We start from the raw sequence: 20,402 nt of genomic DNA on the forward strand, positions 1-20,402 counted from the left end.
GCTGATGTGTTGGGATAACTGAAAGGCGCGCGCCGCCGCGTTTGAGCATGAGCCGGGAATATTGGAGGTCAGTGAGTCGGGGAAGCCCCTAAAGGAACATTTCCAGAACCCTCCTTTGCTAGACTACGGCCCACTGCCAATTATAAGGTCGCCGAACATTTTTGAAACCGCGGCCGAGTCTCAGACACGGCCTGCGGGCAGTGATACTCAAACGGTTCGGCGACGCACCAATCTTGTCAGCCAACCGCTCTGCAGTCTAATGTTTCCATCCGCTTGGCTCCGGTGTTGACTGCAGAGCTTCGCCCTCAGAGCCACTCCAGTTTGTGGTCAAATCTGGCACAGGCATCCGAGACAAATTCCCTCACGGAGGCTCCCGCCCATTCGGCGCAGGAATAACTAGCGCAGCTGACAGGAAAAAACCGAGCGTCCTCGGTCGCTAAAAGACTTTCCATACCTCTAGGCAACTGTTTTTCCAGCCTTGCGGATTCCCCTGCTTGATCACCCCACTCTGGCTGATAGTGGACAAGTGCGTTGCGCAGACTGACAACGTTCGATGCAGCTTGTGCTGTTTTACTCCCCTGCTCGAAGGTCGGTTTCGAGTGGTACTCCAGCAAAGAATTACACCTGGAGAGCAGCGGTTTTCCTTCGATTTTGCCGAGACGTTCGCGGCCAAAGTCAGAGTCTTCTACCAGATCGTTATACACCGCCTCCATACAAGCAACAGCGTGCATAATGGAGGCAGAGAACAACCAAGTCACCTCAGCGAATAGCTCACTATTGGGTTCTGTGCCGCATGCCAATTCCACGCCGTATGCCAGTTCTATGTCTTTGATCTTGGTCGCAAAATATCCAGAGGCCCGGAAATTCTGAGCGGCACGATTGTACTGCTGGCGAATAGTTGGGTCAAAGCCCTCCACAGGGTCGGCGCCAGTATCTGCACCAACAGCCACACTCTCCTTCAATTCCCGCTGCCCGTCTGTGTCGAGCACAAGATCGGGGCCGTGTGCTTCCAGAATGGCTCGAACGATAGCTTGCGCTTCGTCGCGCGACATAACGTCTAATTCTGCCTTCAGTCGATAGCCCATATAGTGCTCCTTTAAGATGCCGCCGCCCCGCCTCCTTGCGGATCATTCGGGCGAGATTGCTTAATCTCAGTTTCACGCCGCTCGACCGTTTCGAGCACAAGATCGGGCCCGTGATCATCGAGAATGGCCCAAACAATGGCCTGCGCCTCGGCGCGCGACATAACGTCCAATTCTGCCTTCAGTCGATAACCCACTTGAATCTCCTAATCTGGACCCTGGTTTACTTCTGCGATCATCGCCAATAGCTCAGCCTGTGCATCTGCGGAAATTTCACCTTCAATAGATTGCCGGGGTATGGGTGTTACCCCAGGCGGGTGGTCATCATTGTCCGCGATCATCGCCGTCTTCACACGGCGAACCTGCATCACTGCTTCCTTACTTGGACGCATGGCGCGAAAAGACCAGATCCCCTGCCGTAAAAATTATCGTATTGCCCGGATGATGGATTGGCATAATGTCTACTGGCCACCTGATCAGAGTTTCCGCGATATGCAGACGGACTTGGTCAAAGAGATGGCGCATTGTTCGACCTCCTTTTCTGGACCCAGATCATTTTCGTATTAAGCTACTTGAAACCCGTCCATTCCGTGGGTGGAGAGAGCGGCCCGCGTCCAGACACCCCAACTTTCGCCCGCGGGCCGCTCGCCGATAGGCTCTCTTGTTAATCGCTCTGGTAGTGCAACCCAAGGCCGTCAACGGCGCACGAGGCTCGTGTTTGCCAGGCATGGGCGGCACCGCCGGACCAATCGCGACCTGATGGCGAGAGGGCATAGCACCCAATTGAAAAGAAGAACGGTTGGCTCAAGTCTTGCCGTTCTTCTCTATCCATCCACGTTATTTCAGAGAGCAGAGCGCTTGCCCGCTGGTGCAAGTCTCCTACCTACAAACAGTTCTTTGATACGGGAGCTAACTAGAGCATCGGACTTATTAGGAGAAAATAGGAAGTGACCGTTTAAGCCTGTTATCCATCTCATATTCAATCTGGAGATAAGCAATGACCAAGAAATTATTGGCAGAATTCATCGGTACATTCTGGTTGGTTCTGGGCGGCTGTGGCAGCGCGGTTCTAGCGGCGGGCGTTGCTGATGTGGGCATCGGCTGGCTGGGCGTCAGCCTAGCGTTTGGACTGACGGTTTTGACCATGGCCTATACCGTGGGTCATATATCCGGCGGCCATTTCAACCCGGCGGTGTCGCTGGGGCTGATGATAGGAGGACGTTTTGACGCCAAGGATCTGATCCCCTATTGGCTGGCGCCGGTGGTGGGGGCGGTTGCCGCTTCGGTGGTGCTCTATATCATCGTTTCCGGTGGGGCGGGGTTCACCGGTGTCGGCGGTTTTGCCTCTAACGGCTATGGCGAAGCCTCACCACAGGGCTATGGGCTGATGGCGGCACTGATCACCGAGGTGGTGATGACCGCAATGTTCCTGATTATCATTCTTGGTGCCACCTCAGATGGGGCTCCGGCTGGCTTTGGCCCTATCGCCATTGGTCTAGGGCTGACGTTGATCCACCTGATTTCGATCCCGGTGACCAATACCTCGGTCAACCCGGCGCGCTCGACCGGAGTGGCGCTGTTTGCCGATGGCCCGGCGCTGGCACAGCTTTGGCTGTTCTGGGTGGCCCCACTGGTGGGCGCTGCGCTGGGGGCGGTGATCTGGAAGGTGATGAGCACCGAGGACTGACATACAGCGGCACCTTTGCTGGGCTACAGGAAAACCCTGGCCCCTCCTTATCTGGGCCAATATCGCTTTAGTACTTCACTACATGAAATCCGCCACTGAGTGAGTGGGAGAGCGACCCGTGTCCAAAACCGTACCTAATTGCGCATGCGGGTCGCTCCTTACTTGGATTGCACAGGCGCTGGACCGGACCGCAAATCCTTGCCCGCAACGGACAATGCATCAGCAACCTCTATCGGGCTAGACGGCATCTCTGTTTCGCCTGTTTCCGCTAGGCGGCGGAATGTTCTCTCCAGGCTCTCGCAAACTGCGCTAAACGTTCGCATATCTTGAGCATCCAATTTTTCATCCCCCTTATTAGACAGCCAGTGAAAGCCAGACATCAAGGCAATACTTGACCCTAGGAAAGGTATTCCACCATGCGAGATGTCAAATCGTCAAGGTATCAATTTGACACCACTCTCTTCCCTGGATGGAAAAGCGCCCCGTCTGCTCCAGCACTTGCAGCGGGTCGCGAACCTACCGTCACGCTCCTTTGTTGGATGGCCGTCGAAGCCCAATAGGTTCTTAGGTTCTTCCTGGCACCCTGCCAATGACCTGCAGTCCGTGTGGGCGGGAGGAGCGGCCCGGGCCAAATAACCAGTGTTGTATTTAAGCTTCAGGCCCCTCACATCGAAACTCAGGGTCGGCTTCTTAGTTGGACTGCGTAAGATCCGCATTGAGCGGTTATTTTGGGACTACCCCGATCTGAGACACTCATGAATTAAACTCTTGAAAGCAGAGCCGCCGCCCCTACCATGGTGTAGGCAAACGGTTTTCTTTTTTTGACCTACTGTCTCCCGTTCTTCGGCGTTCAGTCTTTCGATCCAGACCTGACACGCCGGGCTGCCGCACCCACGCGGGCAGCACATAATTGAAGGCTACGGATATGGCCACTGGCACCGTAAAATGGTTCAACTCTACCAAAGGCTTCGGCTTCATCGCACCCGACGGGGGCAGCAATGATGTGTTTGTCCACATCTCCGCTGTTGAGCGCTCCGGCTTGACCGGCCTGGCAGACAACCAGAAAGTCACTTTTGACATCGAACCCGGCCGTGACGGTCGAGAGTCCGCTGTGAACCTCGCACTGGCATAAGCCTATACGAGGAAGAGTTCTTGAAACGCGGCCCATGTTCTGTGGGTCGCGTTTCGCATTTATGACACAGTAATCGCTCCGCTTTACTGCTGTGACCCCGCGCTCCTTTGTTGGACTCACCCTACCCATCTGCTGCCATCGCGCAATGTCCGCTCTTGAAGCCATTGAGATCAATGCTGCTGCCGCAGAAACTCGTCTTGAAGGGCGGACGGCCGCCATTCGCTGCGCGTAGCACCAGTGTCTGCCGTGCGGACTTTCCAGAACTTTCCGTTGGATAATTCCTGCTGGAGCTCTTGGCCCATTCACTCTGCTGTGAGTCTGAATTCAGACTTGATCAGGCCAAAAGAATGAAGCTTTAAAAAATGCTTTACTTCGTCAGTTGACTGCTCCGCGTCAGTATAAACGGTGCTACACTCTTCCCGACCCATTTGCTGGCTGCTAAGTCTGGTACAAAAATGGTCACCCTTGCTTAGTGAATGTCAGCTTTACCATCGGTTAGACCGTTGTGTGTCCGTCGTCAGGGTTTTTGGAACCAATGGCAGGTTAAACTACAAGAGAGTTCGGCTCATCTGGTTGGCTTCATTATGCGGCGCGTTGTCTGTGATGCAAGCGCCGCGTTTCGAGCGTCCTACGTTTGATCCTTTCCCTTTGTTGTAGAATGGCTTTGTCGCGTCCGAAGTAGACGTCGGCGGGTGTGACGTTGTTCAGGCTCTCGTGGTAGCGGTGATGATTGTAGTGATCGACGAAGGCTTCGATTTGGGCTTCGAGATCACCGGGCAGGAAGTAGTGCTCTAACAAGATGCGGTTCTTCAAGGTTTGATGCCACCGCTCGATCTTACCTTGGGTTTGCGGGTGATACGGCGCGCCACGGCTGTGCTTCATGCCCTTGTCTTGCAGCCATTCTGGACCTGTCCCGCTTTCGTTCCGCCCCTTGTGCTCATTTAGGCGGCGATCTTTTCAAAAGCCAAGGGACTTTTCCAGCCTAATGCCGAGTGTCTCCGGCGGGGATTATAGAACCCATTAATGTACTCGAAGATGGCGATCTCAGCAGCCCTGCGGGTTTGCCAAGAGTGCCGCCAGATCAATTCCGCTTTGATGGTTTTGAAGAAGGTTTCCATTGCGGCGTTATCATAGCAATTACCCTTGCCGCTCATGGATACCTTGAAGCCATACCGGCGCAGGATTTTCTGGTAATCCTGCGCCGGTATGGCTGCCCCTATCAGAATGATGGATGCATCCTTTGGGCGGCCTGCGCAGGGCTATGGCCATGTTCAGCGCCCGTATGGCCAGATCGCGCTTCATCCGGTTGCTGACAGCCCAACCGACCACGCGCCTGGAGTACAGGTCCAGAACCACGGCCAGATAGAGCCAGCCCTCGCGGGTCCAGATGTGGCTGATATCAACAACCCATTTTTGATTGGGTCGATCTGCTGAGAAGTTCCGGTTCAGCAGGTTTGGCGTGATGTTGAACTTGTGATTGCTGTCCGTTGTGGCCTTGTACTTACGGGTTCTGACAACAGATATGCCGTTCTGGCGCATCAATCGGCCGACACGGCGGTGACCAATATCCAGACCAAGCTCTTTCAGTTCTTCGACCATTCTCGGTCGGCCGTAGCTCTGCAAACTCAGGCGGTGCTGCTCCCGGATGTGGGCCAACAGAACCATATCCCCACGTTGACGCTGGCAGGCAGGGCGTTTGCGCCAGGCTCGGTAGCCACGTGGGGTGACATCCACAATCCGGCAAAGTCGCTCTGTGGGAATGCTATTGCGGTGCTTTTCAACAAATGAAAACCTCATTTGCTTTGGTCCGCAAAGAAGATTGTTGCTTTTTTTAGCAGCTCCCTCTCCTCACGTAGAAGGCGGTTTTCCCGGCGAAGGCGCTCGTTCTCATTGGCCAGTTCCTGATCCTCTTTCGAAACAACGTCCGCGTCACGATAGGTTCCGATCCACTTGCACAGGGTGGACATACCAACCCCAAGATCGGAGGACGCCTGTCGGCGGGTCAGCCCGCTGGTCAGTGCGATCCGCACTGCGTCGCGTTTGAATTCTTCGGATGGTCGTGGTGCCATGGTGTATCTCCTTTGGGGCAGAATATGCTCTCAAAGGGGCGGAACAATACCGTGACAGGTCCACACGGCTGTGCTTCATGCCCTTGTCTTGCAGCCATTCCGCCAGTTCCCCTGAGACGTAGCTGGAACCGTTATCACTCAGCAGGCGTGGCTTGTGGACGACATGAACTTGGTCACATCCCGATGCTTCCAAAGCCAAGTCCAACGTATCAGTGACGTCTTGTGTTCTCATGTTCGTGCAAAGCTTCCATGAGATGATGTACCGGCTGTAATCGTCCAAGATCGTGCTGAGATAAAACCAACCCCAGCCGATGATCTTCAGATATGTGAAGTCCGTCTGCCACAACTGGTTGATGGCTGTGGTTTTGTCTTTGAACTCGCTCGCCGCCTTTATAACGATGAAGGCGGGGCTGGTGATCAGATCGTGCGCCTTCAAGATCCGATACGTCGAAGCCTCTGATACGAAATAGCTTTCTCGATCCGTGAACGTCACTGCCAGTTCACGTGGCGACAACTCGGTCTCGTTCAGCGCCAACTTCACGACCTTGCGCCGTATCGCGTCCGGAATACGGTTCCAGACGAGTTTGGGCTTCGGCGATTGATCCGGCAGTCCAGCTTCGCCGCGCTGCAAATACCTATCATACCAACGATAGAAAGTGGTGCGTGGGATGCCCAACTTGGCCAATGTCAGGCGGGCCGACAGATGCGATCCCTCAACCAGCCTGATGATCTCTAACTTCTCAGATGCCCCCTTTCGGCAGATTGCTACGCAATCGCCTGCCGGGTGACAGGTATCTCATTCGCGGCCGTCCCCACCGTCGAACATGCTTTTTTTAAGCAAACGGAGTTCGAGCGTTTGTTCCGCCACAACTTCCTTCAGATCACGCGCTTCACGGCGCAGATCCTTCACTTCGTCGGTGTTTGCAGCGCGTGCAGTATCGCCAGCCAGCCGCTTCTTGCCAGCTTCCATGAAGTCTTTCGACCATTTGTAGTAGATGCCTTGGGAAATGCCCTCACGACGGCACAGCTCAGCAATGCTGTCTTCGCCACGAAGGCCATCCAGGACGATCCTGATCTTCTCTTCGGATGAGTAATGTTTGCGCCCCTCTCACACATGCTGCGCATGTGCTGCCGGGCAGGGGTGGCCCGCTTGATATCTTTGACGATCTTCTCGCCAGGGCTTTTGCCTGTTCCAGTTGTATGTCTCATGTTCCACTCCTCAGTGGTTACGATGAGCCAGAAACACTCTCTTATCAAATAACGCTATTTGGACCCATAGGCGCTGACGTCAGACAATCTACCAACGGCAGCAATGCGCAGTAAGTCACCTTTTGCAAAGTAGGGGTGCCAAGTGTGTCGGGTCGAAAGGACTGGCCCAAAGCGGACATCCACAGTGTCACGGGAAGCTGCGATGCAGCTCCGCCGAAGCAGACATTAGCTGCATTGCAAAACTTCGGCAAAGGGGCCCTATTTCTCAGCTCTATTAGCAAACAAGGAGCGCTGATTTTTCTTCATGAAAGTCCAAGCAATAAACCGACTTGTTTTTTGCCCCTGTGCCATTTCGACGACTTTAAAATCAGCAACCCTGGCTTTTCCTAAAATTCGGTAGAGTGGCTGGAGGTTATCTTTTTTCGACACCAACGAGGTAAACCACAGGCACTGGTCGGCGAACTCCATGCTCTGTTCAACCATGCGGGCGATAAACTTTATCTCGCCACCCGGACACCAAAGTTCAGCGTTTTGGCCGCCAAAGTTGAGCTTTTTTGAATGCCCTTTTCCGAGGTTCGCCCACTTACGTTTGGTGCCTTTATTCGCTTGCTCCATGGACGAATGAAAAGGCGGGTTGCACATGGTTACGTGAAAAGCATCGTTGGCTTTGATCACGCCACAAAAAATATCCTTAGGTTCATTTTGTCGCCTAAGGGTGATTTCCAACTCGTTGAATTCACAAATTTGCTTTGCCGATTTGAGAGCACCCACATCGATATCGACGCCAGTGAAGTTCCAGCCGTATTCGCTCTGGCCTGTCAGGGGGTAAACCAGGCTCGCACCGGTGCCGATGTCTAACGCTTTGATGTGACGCCCACGTGGGATGTCTTGATTATTGCTGTCGGCAAGCAAGTCTGCGAGATAGTGGATGTAGTCGACACGACCGGGAATTGGTGGGCATAGATAGCCGCTAGGGATATCCCAAAAATCAATATTGTAATGCGTCTTTAGCAACGCCCGATTAAGCATACGGACAGCCCTCACGTCTTGAAAATCAATCGTCGTCTGACCGAGTGGATTACTGATCGTGAAAGCCTCAAGTTCAGGTGTCTGCGCCACTAAACGCACAAAGTCGTAACCTTCTGAGTGTTGATTACGGGGATGCAGTTTCGTTTTGATGGCCATGGGGGGCGCCTTCATGAAAATTGGTAGGCGACATTCGCCAGACGGTTAGTTGGTTTTAGGCCCTCATGCACAAATAGTAAAATTAGGAGCAGGGCAGATCCTCCGCTGACGCAACGGCCCGCCCGTTCTTTCCGTGTGCAGAATCCGAAATTTTTGGCGCGGAGCGGACCTTCTCTAACGCGCAGCATTGCGCTGATCCAATAAGGGCGTCCATCAATCACGGCCCAGATCCGACCTTCGTGACCAGTGCAGCGAATGGCCGGTCCGACCCCTCTTGATCACCCTCGCGGCCAGGCGCCAACTGAGGATGCAGGGACGATTGCGCCAGATCGGAAAATAGCTTAAACGAACGGCCTTTCATGGGGAAATTATCAGGATTGGCGTTTTGCATGGGGCGTGGCGGCTAAGGGCGTGGCAGCCTGTGAATGGAAAATTGATTATTATCAATAAATATTATGAGCTTACAGGTGATCCCGACATTGACCGTCAGCTTCAGGGAACGCTTAGAACTCTGAAAATGAAACAAATGCTGTCTTGGATCACCGTTTTTGTCATCCTCGTGGCGGGTGTTTGGGGCGCCCATTTAGTCTATGCCACCAATCCTGACGATTTGGCTCTCACATTCTTGCCCCTGTTCGCAGCACTTGGCGGTGCAGTTTTTGTCAGTGTCTTTCTTCGCAAAACGTTCTCTGCTTCACTATTGCCGACAGTGGCCAAGGCGGTGGGGTTTGAATACAGTCGTACATTTCATGGGATGCAAGATTTGGTGGACACCGGGCTGCTTCCGAGGGGCCGCGTTGCGCGATCTGAAGATAGATTGAAAAGTGATTTTGGCGGCGTATCTGTGAGCAGTTGCAATATCCACATCAAAACTGGCGGAAAACACCCCAAAACCCTTTTTGGTGGTTTGGTTATCTCACTAAAACATCCGAAAAACAGGAATTGGTTGGTGGTAACAACACTGGAGCGGACTGGCAGTGGCCCTCTTGGCAGACAGTTGGTCGGCACCCGGAATCTGATAGAGACAGCCCGAAAGAAATGTCCTCAAGGTGAGGAATTTTCTGCTTTTTCCAGCGATAGCGACAAGGTCAAATGCCAGGGCTTGGAAGGCTATCTTGAGAATATTCTCAGATTGAATACCGAGATGCCCAATTGCCGGCTATTTTCGTTGGTGAGGTCCTGGGATGAAACCCACGTAGCTTTGTCTTACGACGGAAATCCGATGATGCTGGGCGGGCTATTTGTGACCCGATCGCAATTGCAAAAACAGGTATTGGAGGCTGTATCCGATATGCAATTGGTGCCTCAGGCCGTGCAAATTGTACTGGAGGCGGAAACGGCTGAAAAGCGATGACAAGGGGCGGCTTCTCTGAGGTTTTATAGCGAAAGCACCGCTTCGAAGATACATAGGGCGTCGGGTGCTGAAACTGACTCTCACAAATCAAGATAGAAGCACTCAGGCTGAGCCACAGAAGGTCTTGGATATATACCGCGCGTGGATGGTCAAAAGTGAAACCCGCTTATTCCAGGCTCGGCACGACCTTCGCGGCAAGGATCTTGCCTGCTGGTACTGACAGATCAACCCAGCACTGCCGACGTACTGATCGAACCCGCAAAACAGTCCAACTAACTCCCTTCAGACGGCACCTGTATAAGACATTGCGGTTGTTAACCATTGATGAACGGTAGCAAATGTACGTTGAGCAGTCGTTGGAGTTGGCCGCAGCGAAGGGCTGGTATCCGCCCTTCCTGCTTCAGACGTCGCCCATGCTGCACCCAGCACGAATGTCGTAGAAGGGCTGGAAGCAGCCGTTAGACGCATTGTGCGCCAAGGTCCGGTTAGGGCTGTTAGTGACCTTGAGGGGAGAGGGAAGTAGCCTGATTTCTGCACCCTGCACATTTTGTCACAAAGGGCGGATTGCCGACTTTCGCTGCACTTTGCACGAACGTCTGCTGTGCGCATTTGTCAAACCACTTCACATCAAACAGCGAAGTTCGCGAAATTGATCTATCGCATTATCTATCCACAATTTGACAATATGCTAATGTCCAAGAAATGAGAGTTCCCCTGAAAGGAAAACAACATGCCTCTATTTGTTATCAAAATGACGGCTTGGAGCGCTCTCATTTTATCATCCATCTCAGCCAGCAGTACATTCGCTTCCGATTATTCCGGGTCGACAACAGCTGAATGCCTGGCCGAAGCCGCCTGCCAAGAGACGGTGTTGAACCGGATCGAAACCCGGATGGGAGGGCTGGACTACAGTGCTGGATATCCCACCGACGAAACTGTCAGCCGCCTTTATGACGAAATGGATTATCAGCGCGCCGTGCTGGCACATCAGATGGTAATCCCCCCCGAAACTAAGGGGATGTGGAAGTAGAATTTTCTCGGCAGAATGCATGAGGAGATTTTGATGAAGATGACGAGATATAGCGAACCCCAAATTCTTGCGATCCTACGCCAAGCCGAAGGCGGTGTGCCTGTAACGGAGCTGTGCCGCGAGCACGGGATGAGCAACGCGTCGTTCTACAAATGGCGATCAAAATACGGTGGTATGGACGCGTCGATGATCAGCCAAATGAAGGCGCTTGAAGACGAGAACCGGCGGCTGAAAAAGATGTATTCCGAGATGAGCATGCAAGCAGAATTACTGAAGGAAGCCCTGGGAAAAAAGTGATCCGGCCAGCCTTACGACGGGGTCTGGCCGAGAAAGCGGTGGCGCGCCACGGTATCAGCATTGCGCTGGCCTGCCGCACGTTTGATGTCAGTGAGACGTGCTATCGTTACAGCCCGCTCTTGAGCGATGAGAACGAAGAGATTGCCGATCTGCTGGTTGGGCTGACGGCCGCACGGAAGACTTGGGGGTTTGGGCTATGTTTCCTGCATCTACGTAACGTGCAAGGTCATTCGTGGAACCACAAAAGGGTTTACCGGATTTACTGCGAACTGGAACTGAACTTGCGGATCAAACCTCGGAAACGGTTAAAGCGGGACAAACCCGATGCGCTGGCAGTGCCGGACGCCCCGAACATGACCTGGTCGATGGACTTCATGGCGGATCGCCTCGGGGATGGTCGGGCGTTTCGGCTCTTGAACGTGCTGGATGATTTTAACCGCGAGGGTTTGGGCATCGAGGTCGATTTTTCTTTGCCAGCCGAACGGGTTATTCGCAGCCTTAATCGGATCATTGAATGGCGTGGGAAACCAGGAACCATTCGGGTCGATAATGGGCCGGAGTACATCAGTGGTAAGCTGCTGGAATGGGCTGAGAAACAAGGTATTATCATCCAGTACATTCAACCCGGAAAGCCGCAGCAGAACGCTTACATCGAGCGCTATAATCGCACCGTCAGGCATGAATGGTTGGACCAACATATCATCGAAAACATAGAGGAGGCACAGGACTTTGCCACACAATGGCTATGGACTTACAATAATGACCGCCCGAATATGGGCCTCGGCGGCATCACACCCGCAATGAAACTGAAAATGGCCGCGTAAATTCTACGACCGCCCCCTGTTAAAAATGGGGGGATTACCAGATTTCCGATAATCTTGTCAGTTTCTATTCCATGCATGTTGGCCCGAACGAGGCCATAGAGGGCCAGCAAATGGGCGATCTGGTGATCTGGGAGGATTTCCTCGATCCCAAGGGCATCATTCTGACCGGCAATGACACCACGGTCTATGGTATGATTTTCCTTGATCTGGATGCCAACGGCCCGATGGTCGTGGATGTTCCTCCGTCCCCATTCCTTGGCTCGGTTCTTGATCTGTGGCAGGTGCCACTTGCCGGGATCGACGCCAATGGCGCCAAATTCGTGGTTGTGCCCGCCGACTTCCCGGGTGAGCTGGATATGCCCGATGGCTATACTCTGCTGCGCTCGCGCACCAGCGTAGCGGTGTTTTTTGCCCGTGGTCTCGTGATCGAAGGTGATGTGGAAGGGGCCGTGAAAACGGTAACAAATTCCAAGGTCTATCCCTTAAGTCAAATCAATAACCCGCCAGAGCTAACAGTTCATTTGGCGACCGGCGTCGACATGGACACGATCTCGCCAATGGACCCGCAGGTTTATTGGGAACGGGTGGCCGAGGTGATGAATTTCGTCGATCCTGAGGCGGATCAGGATGCGTCCCTGATGATCTCACTGCTTGAACCTCTTGGGGTCGCGCCGGGGCAAGCATTTGCCCCCGATGAACGGCAGAAACAAATCCTTTCTGACGCTGCCCATTTCGGCTGGATCATGGCGCAGACAATCAGTTATGCGCCGCGGTTTGACAACATCATTTATTACCCGGGAACCCGCTGGGAATGGGTGCTTGAACTGGACCCATCCCTTCAGGAAAGGTTCTGGCGCGACCTTGAGGCGCGGACAAACTACTATTTTCAAGCCTCCATGGCGCAACCGGCTATGAAGGAAAAGAAGATCGGTGCAGGGTCGCAATATCTGCGATCAGCACGGGATGCGGCAGGTGTATGGCTGGATGGAACCAACACTTACAAACTGAATGTTCCGGCAAACCCACCTGCCGAATTGTTCTGGTCCATCACGCTCTATGATGTTGAAACCCGTTCGCAGGTTCTGGCCCCAAGCAACAATGCTGCCTTAAGTTCCTATGATGATCTTCGCTATAACGAGGATGGGTCGGTTGATCTCTATTTCGGCCCCAAGGCACCGGATGGTTATGAAAACAACTGGGTTGAAACGCTTCCCGGGCGCGGCTGGTGGGTTTGGTTCCGGTTTTACAGTCCGGCCGAGGCATTTTTTGATAAAAGCTGGCAACTGACCGATTTTGAAAGATTGCAGTGATGGGCGAAGCCGCCGTTTGCCGCGCCTTGTACCAAGGTCGGCTCAGGGCCGTTTTTGCAGATTCCATCGCCCTAGGCTCCGAGACTTTGCAAAGGTCGCAATCAGCGCAAAGCTGCTATTTCTAACTCGTGCATGCCGGTTTTGTCACTTTGGTAAATTCAATGGGGCTCGCCTAGCCGGGTCATTTGGAAATGGCAGCACTTTGATTGCCAGTCTTATGCAGAAATTCCAGCGGGGGAGTGATTGGGGGATAGAGGAATTTCCCCGAGGGGATAACCTAGCTAAATCAGTTACTTAGATGAACTTTGTGGCGGAGAGACAGGCCGCCACAATACAGTATCATGCAGGCGCATGATGTCACATATTTCGTTTATTAACAGCGAGTAAGGCAATAGCCGTGACAATTTCAGTTGCAATGTGTAGCACGCAATGCCAAACTTTTAGGCAGGTATGAAGGCCAGTACGAGAATTCCCCTATATACAGGTGAAATATCGCTATGCCCAAGAAAGCCAAAGAGTTAACGCCGCTGGATATAAAACGTCTATGCCATCCCGGTGTTGGTCGCAACGTCACCTTCGCTGTCGGCGGAGTTTCGGGGCTCTTGTTGCAATTGACACCTTCCGGTGCACGCTCATGGATCCTGCGCTACACGATCAATTCAAACAGGAGGAACTTGGGGCTTGGAGGGTATCCCGACGTGTCTCTTGGAGCGGCCCGGCAAAGGGCCCGCGAGGCGCGTGAAATGATCTGGCAGGGCATTGATCCTGTTGAGCATCGAAAGTCGGAGGTGGCCGCTGTCAAAGCTGCTCAGATGCGTGGCCTGACTTTTCAAGATGCCATGGAGCAGTTTCTGATCGGAAAACTCCAGGAATTTGACAACACAAAGCATCGCAAACAGTGGCGGGCGACCTTAGACACCTATGCGGTTCCAGTGGTCGGCGAAATGCCCGTGGCGGACATAGACGTTTCCGACGTGCTGCGCATTCTAAAGTCAATCTGGCTTGAGAAAACAGAAACGGCATCGCGGTTGCGCGGGCGTGTCGAGGCCGTCTTGGCGTGGGCCACGGTGGCGGGACACCGAGAGGGCGACAATCCGGCACGATGGAAAGGCAATCTGGATGCAGTTTTGCCAAAGCCAGCAAAGGTGCACAAAGTATCACACCACCCTGCCCTGCCTCTCAATGATGCTGCCGACTGGTTCGCCGATCTGAAATCTCGAAATGGCATCGCGACAAGGGCTTTGGAGTTCATGGCTATGACAGTTGCGCGGTCAGGCGAAATCCGAGGTGCGACATGGGAGGAAATCGATCTAAAGGACCGGCTTTGGACTGTTCCTGCCGAACGGATGAAGGCGCGATCCGAACACAGAGTTCCGCTGACGGAGAATGCAATTGGCCTGCTGAGCAACCTAGAGCGCCAGCAAGGTAGCATGTTCGTGTTTCCGGCGGTGCGAGGCGGGATGCTATCGGATGCGGCTCTATCGGCTTGCATGAAGCGCATCCATGCAGCGCGGGGAGGTGGTTACTTGGATCAGCGCTCGGGCCGCCCTGCCGTCCCTCACGGGTTGCGCAGCACCTTTCGAGATTGGGCAGCTGAACGGACTGAATACCCCCGAGATATGGCTGAAATTGCATTAGCTCATAGGGTCGGAACGGACGTTGAAAGAGCTTACAGGCGCGGCGACATGCTGGAAAAAAGACGGGCCATGATGGCCGAGTGGGGGCGCTTCCTTTGCGGGAAGGCTGCGGCCGAGATTGTTCAGATGGGAGATGCGCGATGACAGTCCTAGAGGTTCTGAAGAGCCCCCTTTCCCCTAACCAAGTGACCGATGCGCTGTTGCCAGCGGTGTATGAACAAATCGAGCCAGCGACCGGGGCACACCTAAAGGGGGGGGCCCCCCCCTCTTTCGCGCAAACAGGCCGCCAAAGACGCGGGCGACGAGACGCTTGAGAAAAGGCCCGCCTAATCCGCAACCGGGCAATCCGGCGCATGGGGCAGGTTTTAGAGCAAATCGAGCCGGAGAAAACCGGGCCGAAGACGGAATTAAAGGGACCCGACCCCCTTCAATTAACCCGCTCGCAAGCGGCAAAGCAGGCGGGCTTGTCCGATGACCAACGGAAGAACGCTTTGCGCGTGGCAGCAATCCCCGAAGACGATTTCAAGGAATTGGCCACGCAAGACGGGCCTCAACCGTCGGCTCGGAAGTTGAGCGAGCGTACAGGCGCGGTGACATGTTGGAGAAACGGCGGGCGATGATGGCCTCTTGGAGGCAGTTTCTACGAGGTGATGCAGATAATAAATTTGTTTAACAGGAGAATACAAAGTGAATATTCTACAGGTTCTTCGCGACCACTTTCCTGATTGCGAATTAGACAAGATTGACGCGTTCATGACCGAGGAAATGTTAGCCAGCACGTCGAGGTTGCGGATCGCAGACAAGACTGATCAATCGTTCCATTTACAGGAAATAGGGCGGTGCATGAATCGTGCACTCTCTCACCACAACGCACTTGATAAGGTAGCCGCCAAAGCCGCCGGGGAGCAATTCAAGGCGAACACGCGCAGCAGGGTGAAGAGCGGTAAACTTGGCTGGCCGTTGCAAGCCAGAGGTAGCGAGGGGGTTATCACAACGCCCCTGCCGACATTGTTGCAGGCAATGATCTGGAGTTATTCCGGCAAAGAGGCGATCAGGATTGACGGAGGAGACATACAGCAACCGAGCGCTGAGGACGCCGGGTTGGCCGAAATCGGCAAGCTTCAACAGCCAAGCGGAAGGGCTAATCAGGAATCCACGTGGGAGAAAGTCGCCTTTTATAGAGGCGCAAGGGAGAAATGGGAACACTGTAGAGGCAAACCACTCGAGCGAGATTCCAAGCAGTTTTTATCCTTTCTGCAGGATCTGCTTTTCGCCATGGACCGGCCATGGGACGCTCAGAGTGTTTGTGACGCCGCGCGGAGAAACAAAACCCAAAACTAGGCACACCCATGGTCAATAACATGGTGAGTGTGCCGAGTTTTTATTGCTGATGTGTGAATATTGGGAAGCTCCAACAAAAATCGGAGTTTCCCATGATTGTAACGTACTTTTCTGACACAGACCTCGCCAAACGCTACGGCGTGACCCGCCAGACTGTCTGGCGCTGGCATCGCGAGCGCACTGACTTCCCCCGTGCTATCTCCCTGTCTCCCGGCTGCACGCGCTGGAAGCTCTCCCAGATCGAAGCTTGGGAAAACACTAAGGCGGAGGTCAGCTAATGAAACCGCCAAAGGAAAACGCCGCCCCCACGGCAATGGGCGACGGCACTTCAACTAAAGAAATGGCTGGTAAGCTTCCGGTGGATTATAGCCAAAAACCGACCCGTTCGAAAGTGGTTCTATTTGCCAAGACAACCCACAAGCTGGCCATCCTGAAGATTGGGTGTGCGTTGGTTCTCGACGAGTCCTACGCTTGGAACAAAACGAGCGAATTCTTGTCAGCCTGTCTGAACGAAAAAGAGCGCGCCAATCTTGCCCAATGCACGCTGAAGACGTTGCCTCGCGATGACATCGAGGAGGTAGCACTCAAAGCGCTGGGTCGCACTAGTGGCCCGCTGCCAACGTTTATCTCTTTGGAAGATGATGCGAATTTCTGGGCAAGCTTGGCTCCCACCTTCGAGTTGGTGGCTTACTCCTACGCCGCCTTCAAATATCTTCCTCGCCATATGCAGATCAAAATGTTGGCCCAACTGAAAATGGAGGTCGGGTAATGGCAGACAATTTCGATCCCCAAGCCAACGACCCTACTCCGGCAAATGGCTCCGGCACCTACATTCTGCCCGGTTTCAAAAAACGTGTTGCCGACATCGCCTCTAACCTGAAGCCTCTGCATGAAATTCATCCGGTCCTGACCTCTAACTATTTGGTCAAGGGCTGGTTGAGCCGTAATACCGTCAGTGTCGTTTACGGCGCGAGCAATGTGGGCAAAACCTTCTTTGCAATCGACCTCGGCATGCACATTGCCGCTGGCCAAGATTGGCACGGTCACAATGTGACACCTTCCCTCTCCGGCGCTGTTATCTATGTCTCAGGCGAAGGTATTAGCGGTATGATCAACCGCATCTCCGCCTTGCAATATGAATACCCCGAACTCGTGGAGAACGCGGAGCGGAGCTTCTTACTCCTGCCCATGACGCTCAACTTTCGCGGGGAAACCGACGTACAAGCGCTGATCAACGTCCTTGGCAAAACAACTGGTGTTCGGATGATTATCATCGACACCTTGGCCCGGTCGATGGGTGATGGTGACGAAAACTCTGCGCAAGACATGGGGGCATTCATTCGCAACGTGGACATACTACGAGAAGCAACCGATGCGCATATCATGCTGGTGCATCATTCTGGCAAAGATGCGAGCAAGGGCGCACGGGGCAGCGGCAGCCTGCGGGCTGCTGTTGATACCGAAATCGAAATAAAACGCTCAGGCCTTGTCGCTACGGCCACGGCCCGCAAACAACGCGACATGCGTGGCGGCAAAGTGTTTGCATACACACTTCGTGATGTTGAGTTGGGGATCGACGAGGACGGTGACCCCGTCACTTCCGCTGTGATTGAAGCAGCCGAGCCGACCAATAACCAACCCGCTGTGAAAGGTCAGCAGCTCACGGCCATGCAGGCCTTGGACGACGCAATTGCACACCATGGCGTCAAGAAATCAGGGGACTTGTTCCCGGGCAATCGCAAGTGTGTCCCGGTGGATATTTGGCATGAGTATTGCGACAGCCGTCCTCTTTCTTCTGGTCAGAGCGATAGCGCAAAGCGCAAGGCGTTCCACGCCGCGAAACAGAAACTCAATGAAAGTGGTCACATTTGTGTCGTGGAGGGCTTCGTCTGGAGGTGCCTGGAATGAGCGTTACCACCGTTACTTTCCGTTACTTTTCCCAAATGGTAACGCCGCCAATGTACCGTTACCTCCGTTACCACCCCCTATAGGGGGTAACGGGGGGCAACGCTGGCGCAACACATCCCAGATGCCCTTGCACAAACCCCTTGAGATGCGCTTCACTACGCCAAGTCATCGTAGAAACGACAAATCCTCCCGGATTGTTACGTACTAATTCTTTGTCGGTGACTCCCGAAAATGATACAGTGATTACAGATGGTTGTACGCCAAACGCTGCTCCCACCTCCTGCTTCCAGAGCACGCGCGACGCTGCAGACGGAAGCAAGGCCCGGCTCCAGGTCGAGGCGAAGCGCACGCCAAACGCTGCGTCCAAAACTACCAAAATCTTGGAAGCCTTCGGGCAATAATGGAGCGTGCAAAATGTCTATCTACTACCCCCCCACAAAGCATCGCGGCATTCAGCTGGTGCAGGCATCGATCGACAACACCAGCCCTGTTGCAATCCTTGCCGATCTGAACCGGGCTTTTGAGGAATTCAAAGCCAAACGCAACGAAGAAATCAGCGTGCTCCATGACGCCATTGGCGACATAAATTCCCAGATTGCTGGGTATCAGGTCGGCGGCGCAGGCCCAATCAAGCCCAACTCGAAGGACATCAGCAACGCGCTTCGTAGCTTCGTTCGGGATGGTGACAGCACCCCTTTGTCTGACCTGGCACAGCGTGCACAAGCCAGTATGAGCGTGGATAGCGATCCTGGCGGCGGCTACTCGGTCATTCCCCAGCTTGGGGAGAATATGAACAAGCGCGTCCACGAAATCAGCCCCATGCGGCAGCTTGCGCGCGTCGTGACTATTTCCACCGACGTCTACGAAGAATTGAACGATTTGGACGAGGCAGGTGGTGGCTGGGTTGGTGAACGCGAGGCGCGTCCCGACACCGACAATCCCAATCTGGGCAAACTTATTATCCCAATTCACGAAATTTTCGCGATGCCCAAGGTCACCCAGAAACTGCTGGATGACACGATCATCGACATTGCCGCTTGGATTACCGAGAAATGTGCGGAGCTTTTCGCGCGCAAAGAGGGGAGCGCCTTCATCACTGGCGATGGCATTCTCAAACCGCGCGGCTTGTTGACCTACCCCACGGATGCTCAGGATGATGAGGCCCGGGATTGGGGCACCATCCAGCACCTCAACACGGGCACATCCGGCAGCTTTGGCACGACGTCGGATGGTGTGGATACGCTGATTGATGCCACCTATGCGATCAAGAGCGCTTACCGTCAAAACGCATCCTGGTTGATGAACCGGAAGGCCGCCGCCGTGGTGCGCAAGATGAAGGACGCTGACGGCAATCTGATCTGGTCTCAGGGGCTCGCTGCGGGGCAGCCTGACCGCCTTCTGGGCTTCCCTGTGATGCTGGATGAGGAAATGCCAGACATGGCCTCTAACTCGCTTAGCATTGCGTTTGGGGACTTCGACAAAGCCTACCTCATCGTAGACCGCCATGGGCTGCGCCTCTTGCGCGATCAGTACACCGACAAGCCGAATGTGCGCTTCTACACCTACAAGCGGGTCGGCGGCGGGGTCGGAAACTTCGAGGCCATCAAATTCGTGCGCTTCAGCACTTAATTTACCGGCAAAGTAACGGGTCGCCTTCGCGTGTTTCATCGACCCGTCACTAGCCCCGAGCGCTATGATGTGACGGGGCACTTGGGAGGGCCGATTCCAGCGTCGCGGTCCTCCCTTTTTCATGAGGGGGGGAGGCTCAGTCCTTGGGCCTTCGTGACCGCTAACCGGTAGGGGAGGTTTCTCTTGCCAAACCCAATTCAGGATTTCCGGACATGCCACGACGCCGCACTCCCCTCGCCAAGGCGCATCTTACCGGCGCGGCGGCAAAGCACCCAGAGCGCTACAACAAGCGCTCAGAGCCCGCCACGCCCGGTCCTATAGGCGATTCCCCAAGCTGGCTTACGGAACAGGAACGCAAGATGTGGCTGGCTTTCACATGGGAAATGCCATGGCTCTCGGCCTCTGACCGGGCCGCACTGGGCTCCGCGTGTGTTCTGCGTGCAAGAATGGAGGCACGTGAAACCACTACCGCAGCAGAATTCAGGGAATTCAGAATGGTACTGACAACGCTGGGAGGCACACCGACTAGCCGGAGCAGCGTCGCAGTGACACCAAGCGATCTGGCAGGAGATGAGGCCGAAACGGACTTAGCGCAGAAATATTTCACTTAACAAGGGACAATCAAAGCGCCTTTTGATCAATGAGCAGACAACTGGTTTTTTATGGCCATCTGACAACTTAAAACCCATTGTGGAACATTGCTTCCGC

17 protein-coding genes and 3 pseudogenes are annotated in these 20,402 nt (G+C 54.1%); 13 read left to right on the forward strand and 7 right to left on the reverse strand.

Going from position 1 to position 20,402, the window contains the following annotated elements; translation table 11 throughout:
* Window positions 1-305: 305 nt before the first annotated feature.
* The 3 genes from QPJ95_RS20245 to QPJ95_RS20255 are packed head-to-tail and all read right to left on the reverse strand — an operon-like array spanning window position 306 to window position 1,450.
* Entirely contained in the window at window positions 306-1,085 is a 780-nt protein-coding gene (locus QPJ95_RS20245; RefSeq protein WP_270921195.1) for a hypothetical protein, read from the reverse strand.
* Between the two features lie 11 nt (window positions 1,086-1,096).
* Window positions 1,097-1,279, reverse strand: coding sequence for a hypothetical protein (locus QPJ95_RS20250; protein ID WP_270921196.1), 183 nt, complete (start codon window positions 1,277-1,279; stop codon window positions 1,097-1,099).
* A gap of 9 nt (window positions 1,280-1,288) precedes the next feature.
* Window positions 1,289-1,450, reverse strand: coding sequence for a hypothetical protein (locus QPJ95_RS20255; RefSeq protein WP_270921197.1), 162 nt, complete (start codon window positions 1,448-1,450; stop codon window positions 1,289-1,291).
* 629 nt (window positions 1,451-2,079) lie between these two features.
* Between QPJ95_RS20255 and aqpZ the strand changes: the two genes are divergently transcribed.
* The gene (aqpZ, locus tag QPJ95_RS20260; RefSeq protein WP_270921198.1) at window positions 2,080-2,769 is read left to right on the forward strand and encodes an aquaporin Z; all 690 of its coding nucleotides are present in this window, start codon (window positions 2,080-2,082) and stop codon (window positions 2,767-2,769) included.
* A 925-nt stretch (window positions 2,770-3,694) separates the two neighbouring features.
* Window positions 3,695-3,901, forward strand: a complete 207-nt coding sequence (locus QPJ95_RS20265) for a cold-shock protein (RefSeq protein WP_270921199.1) — start codon at window positions 3,695-3,697, stop codon at window positions 3,899-3,901.
* Between the two features lie 582 nt (window positions 3,902-4,483).
* Here the strand turns inward: QPJ95_RS20265 and QPJ95_RS20270 are convergent.
* The 4 genes and pseudogenes from QPJ95_RS20270 to rlmF form a co-directional block, all read right to left on the reverse strand.
* Window positions 4,484-4,804: pseudogene (locus QPJ95_RS20270) on the reverse strand (integrase core domain-containing protein); the annotation flags it as partial.
* A 38-nt stretch (window positions 4,805-4,842) separates the two neighbouring features.
* Window positions 4,843-5,970: pseudogene (locus tag QPJ95_RS20275) on the reverse strand (IS3 family transposase).
* Window positions 5,971-6,034: 64 nt separating this feature from the next.
* A pseudogene (locus tag QPJ95_RS20280) lies at window positions 6,035-7,179 on the reverse strand (IS3 family transposase); the annotation flags it as partial.
* 258 nt (window positions 7,180-7,437) lie between these two features.
* A complete protein-coding gene (gene rlmF / locus QPJ95_RS20285) occupies window positions 7,438-8,364 on the reverse strand; it encodes a 23S rRNA (adenine(1618)-N(6))-methyltransferase RlmF (RefSeq protein WP_270921248.1) in 927 nt (308 codons plus the stop codon).
* Window positions 8,365-8,785: 421 nt separating this feature from the next.
* Here rlmF and QPJ95_RS20290 point away from each other — a divergent pair, with 421 nt between their 5' ends.
* The 11 genes from QPJ95_RS20290 (at window position 8,786) to QPJ95_RS20335 (ending at window position 19,694) form a co-directional block, all read left to right on the forward strand.
* On the forward strand, window positions 8,786-9,718 hold the full coding sequence (locus tag QPJ95_RS20290) for a hypothetical protein (RefSeq protein WP_270921247.1): 933 nt from the start codon (window positions 8,786-8,788) through the stop codon (window positions 9,716-9,718).
* A gap of 64 nt (window positions 9,719-9,782) precedes the next feature.
* A complete protein-coding gene (locus QPJ95_RS24370; RefSeq protein WP_390922656.1) occupies window positions 9,783-9,938 on the forward strand; it encodes a DUF4326 domain-containing protein in 156 nt (51 codons plus the stop codon).
* A gap of 510 nt (window positions 9,939-10,448) precedes the next feature.
* The gene (locus QPJ95_RS20295; RefSeq protein WP_270921246.1) at window positions 10,449-10,748 is read left to right on the forward strand and encodes a hypothetical protein; all 300 of its coding nucleotides are present in this window, start codon (window positions 10,449-10,451) and stop codon (window positions 10,746-10,748) included.
* 33 nt (window positions 10,749-10,781) lie between these two features.
* Window positions 10,782-11,869, forward strand: a protein-coding gene (locus QPJ95_RS20300) for an IS3 family transposase (RefSeq protein ID WP_286018130.1) whose coding sequence is annotated in 2 segments (ribosomal slippage) — window positions 10,782-11,043 and window positions 11,043-11,869 — 1,089 coding nt in all. Because the reading frame shifts where the segments join, the coding sequence is not laid out codon by codon here.
* Window positions 11,870-11,940: 71 nt separating this feature from the next.
* Window positions 11,941-13,179: a DUF1254 domain-containing protein gene (locus QPJ95_RS20305; protein WP_286018195.1), complete on the forward strand. Its 1,239-nt coding sequence runs from the start codon at window positions 11,941-11,943 to the stop codon at window positions 13,177-13,179.
* Window positions 13,180-13,676: 497 nt separating this feature from the next.
* The gene (locus QPJ95_RS20310) at window positions 13,677-14,960 is read left to right on the forward strand and encodes a tyrosine-type recombinase/integrase (protein ID WP_270918212.1); all 1,284 of its coding nucleotides are present in this window, start codon (window positions 13,677-13,679) and stop codon (window positions 14,958-14,960) included.
* 543 nt (window positions 14,961-15,503) lie between these two features.
* Window positions 15,504-16,157, forward strand: a complete 654-nt coding sequence (locus tag QPJ95_RS20315; protein WP_270918211.1) for a hypothetical protein — start codon at window positions 15,504-15,506, stop codon at window positions 16,155-16,157.
* 92 nt (window positions 16,158-16,249) lie between these two features.
* Complete coding sequence (locus QPJ95_RS20320) at window positions 16,250-16,435, forward strand: helix-turn-helix transcriptional regulator (protein ID WP_270918210.1); 186 nt, start codon at window positions 16,250-16,252, stop codon at window positions 16,433-16,435.
* Window positions 16,435-16,926 carry a hypothetical protein gene (locus QPJ95_RS20325; protein ID WP_270918209.1) on the forward strand — a complete coding sequence of 164 codons (492 nt, stop codon included), beginning with the start codon at window positions 16,435-16,437 and terminating at the stop codon, window positions 16,924-16,926. Before QPJ95_RS20320 ends, QPJ95_RS20325 begins: the two co-directional genes overlap by 1 nt.
* The gene (locus QPJ95_RS20330) at window positions 16,926-18,065 is read left to right on the forward strand and encodes an AAA family ATPase (protein ID WP_270918208.1); all 1,140 of its coding nucleotides are present in this window, start codon (window positions 16,926-16,928) and stop codon (window positions 18,063-18,065) included. Before QPJ95_RS20325 ends, QPJ95_RS20330 begins: the two co-directional genes overlap by 1 nt.
* 414 nt (window positions 18,066-18,479) lie before the next feature.
* A complete protein-coding gene (locus QPJ95_RS20335) occupies window positions 18,480-19,694 on the forward strand; it encodes a phage major capsid protein (protein ID WP_270918207.1) in 1,215 nt (404 codons plus the stop codon).
* Window positions 19,695-20,402 lie beyond the last annotated feature (708 nt).

Origin of the sequence: Parasedimentitalea psychrophila, from assembly GCF_030285785.1 — a bacterium.
GTDB classification, from domain to species: Bacteria; Pseudomonadota; Alphaproteobacteria; order Rhodobacterales; family Rhodobacteraceae; genus Parasedimentitalea; species Parasedimentitalea psychrophila.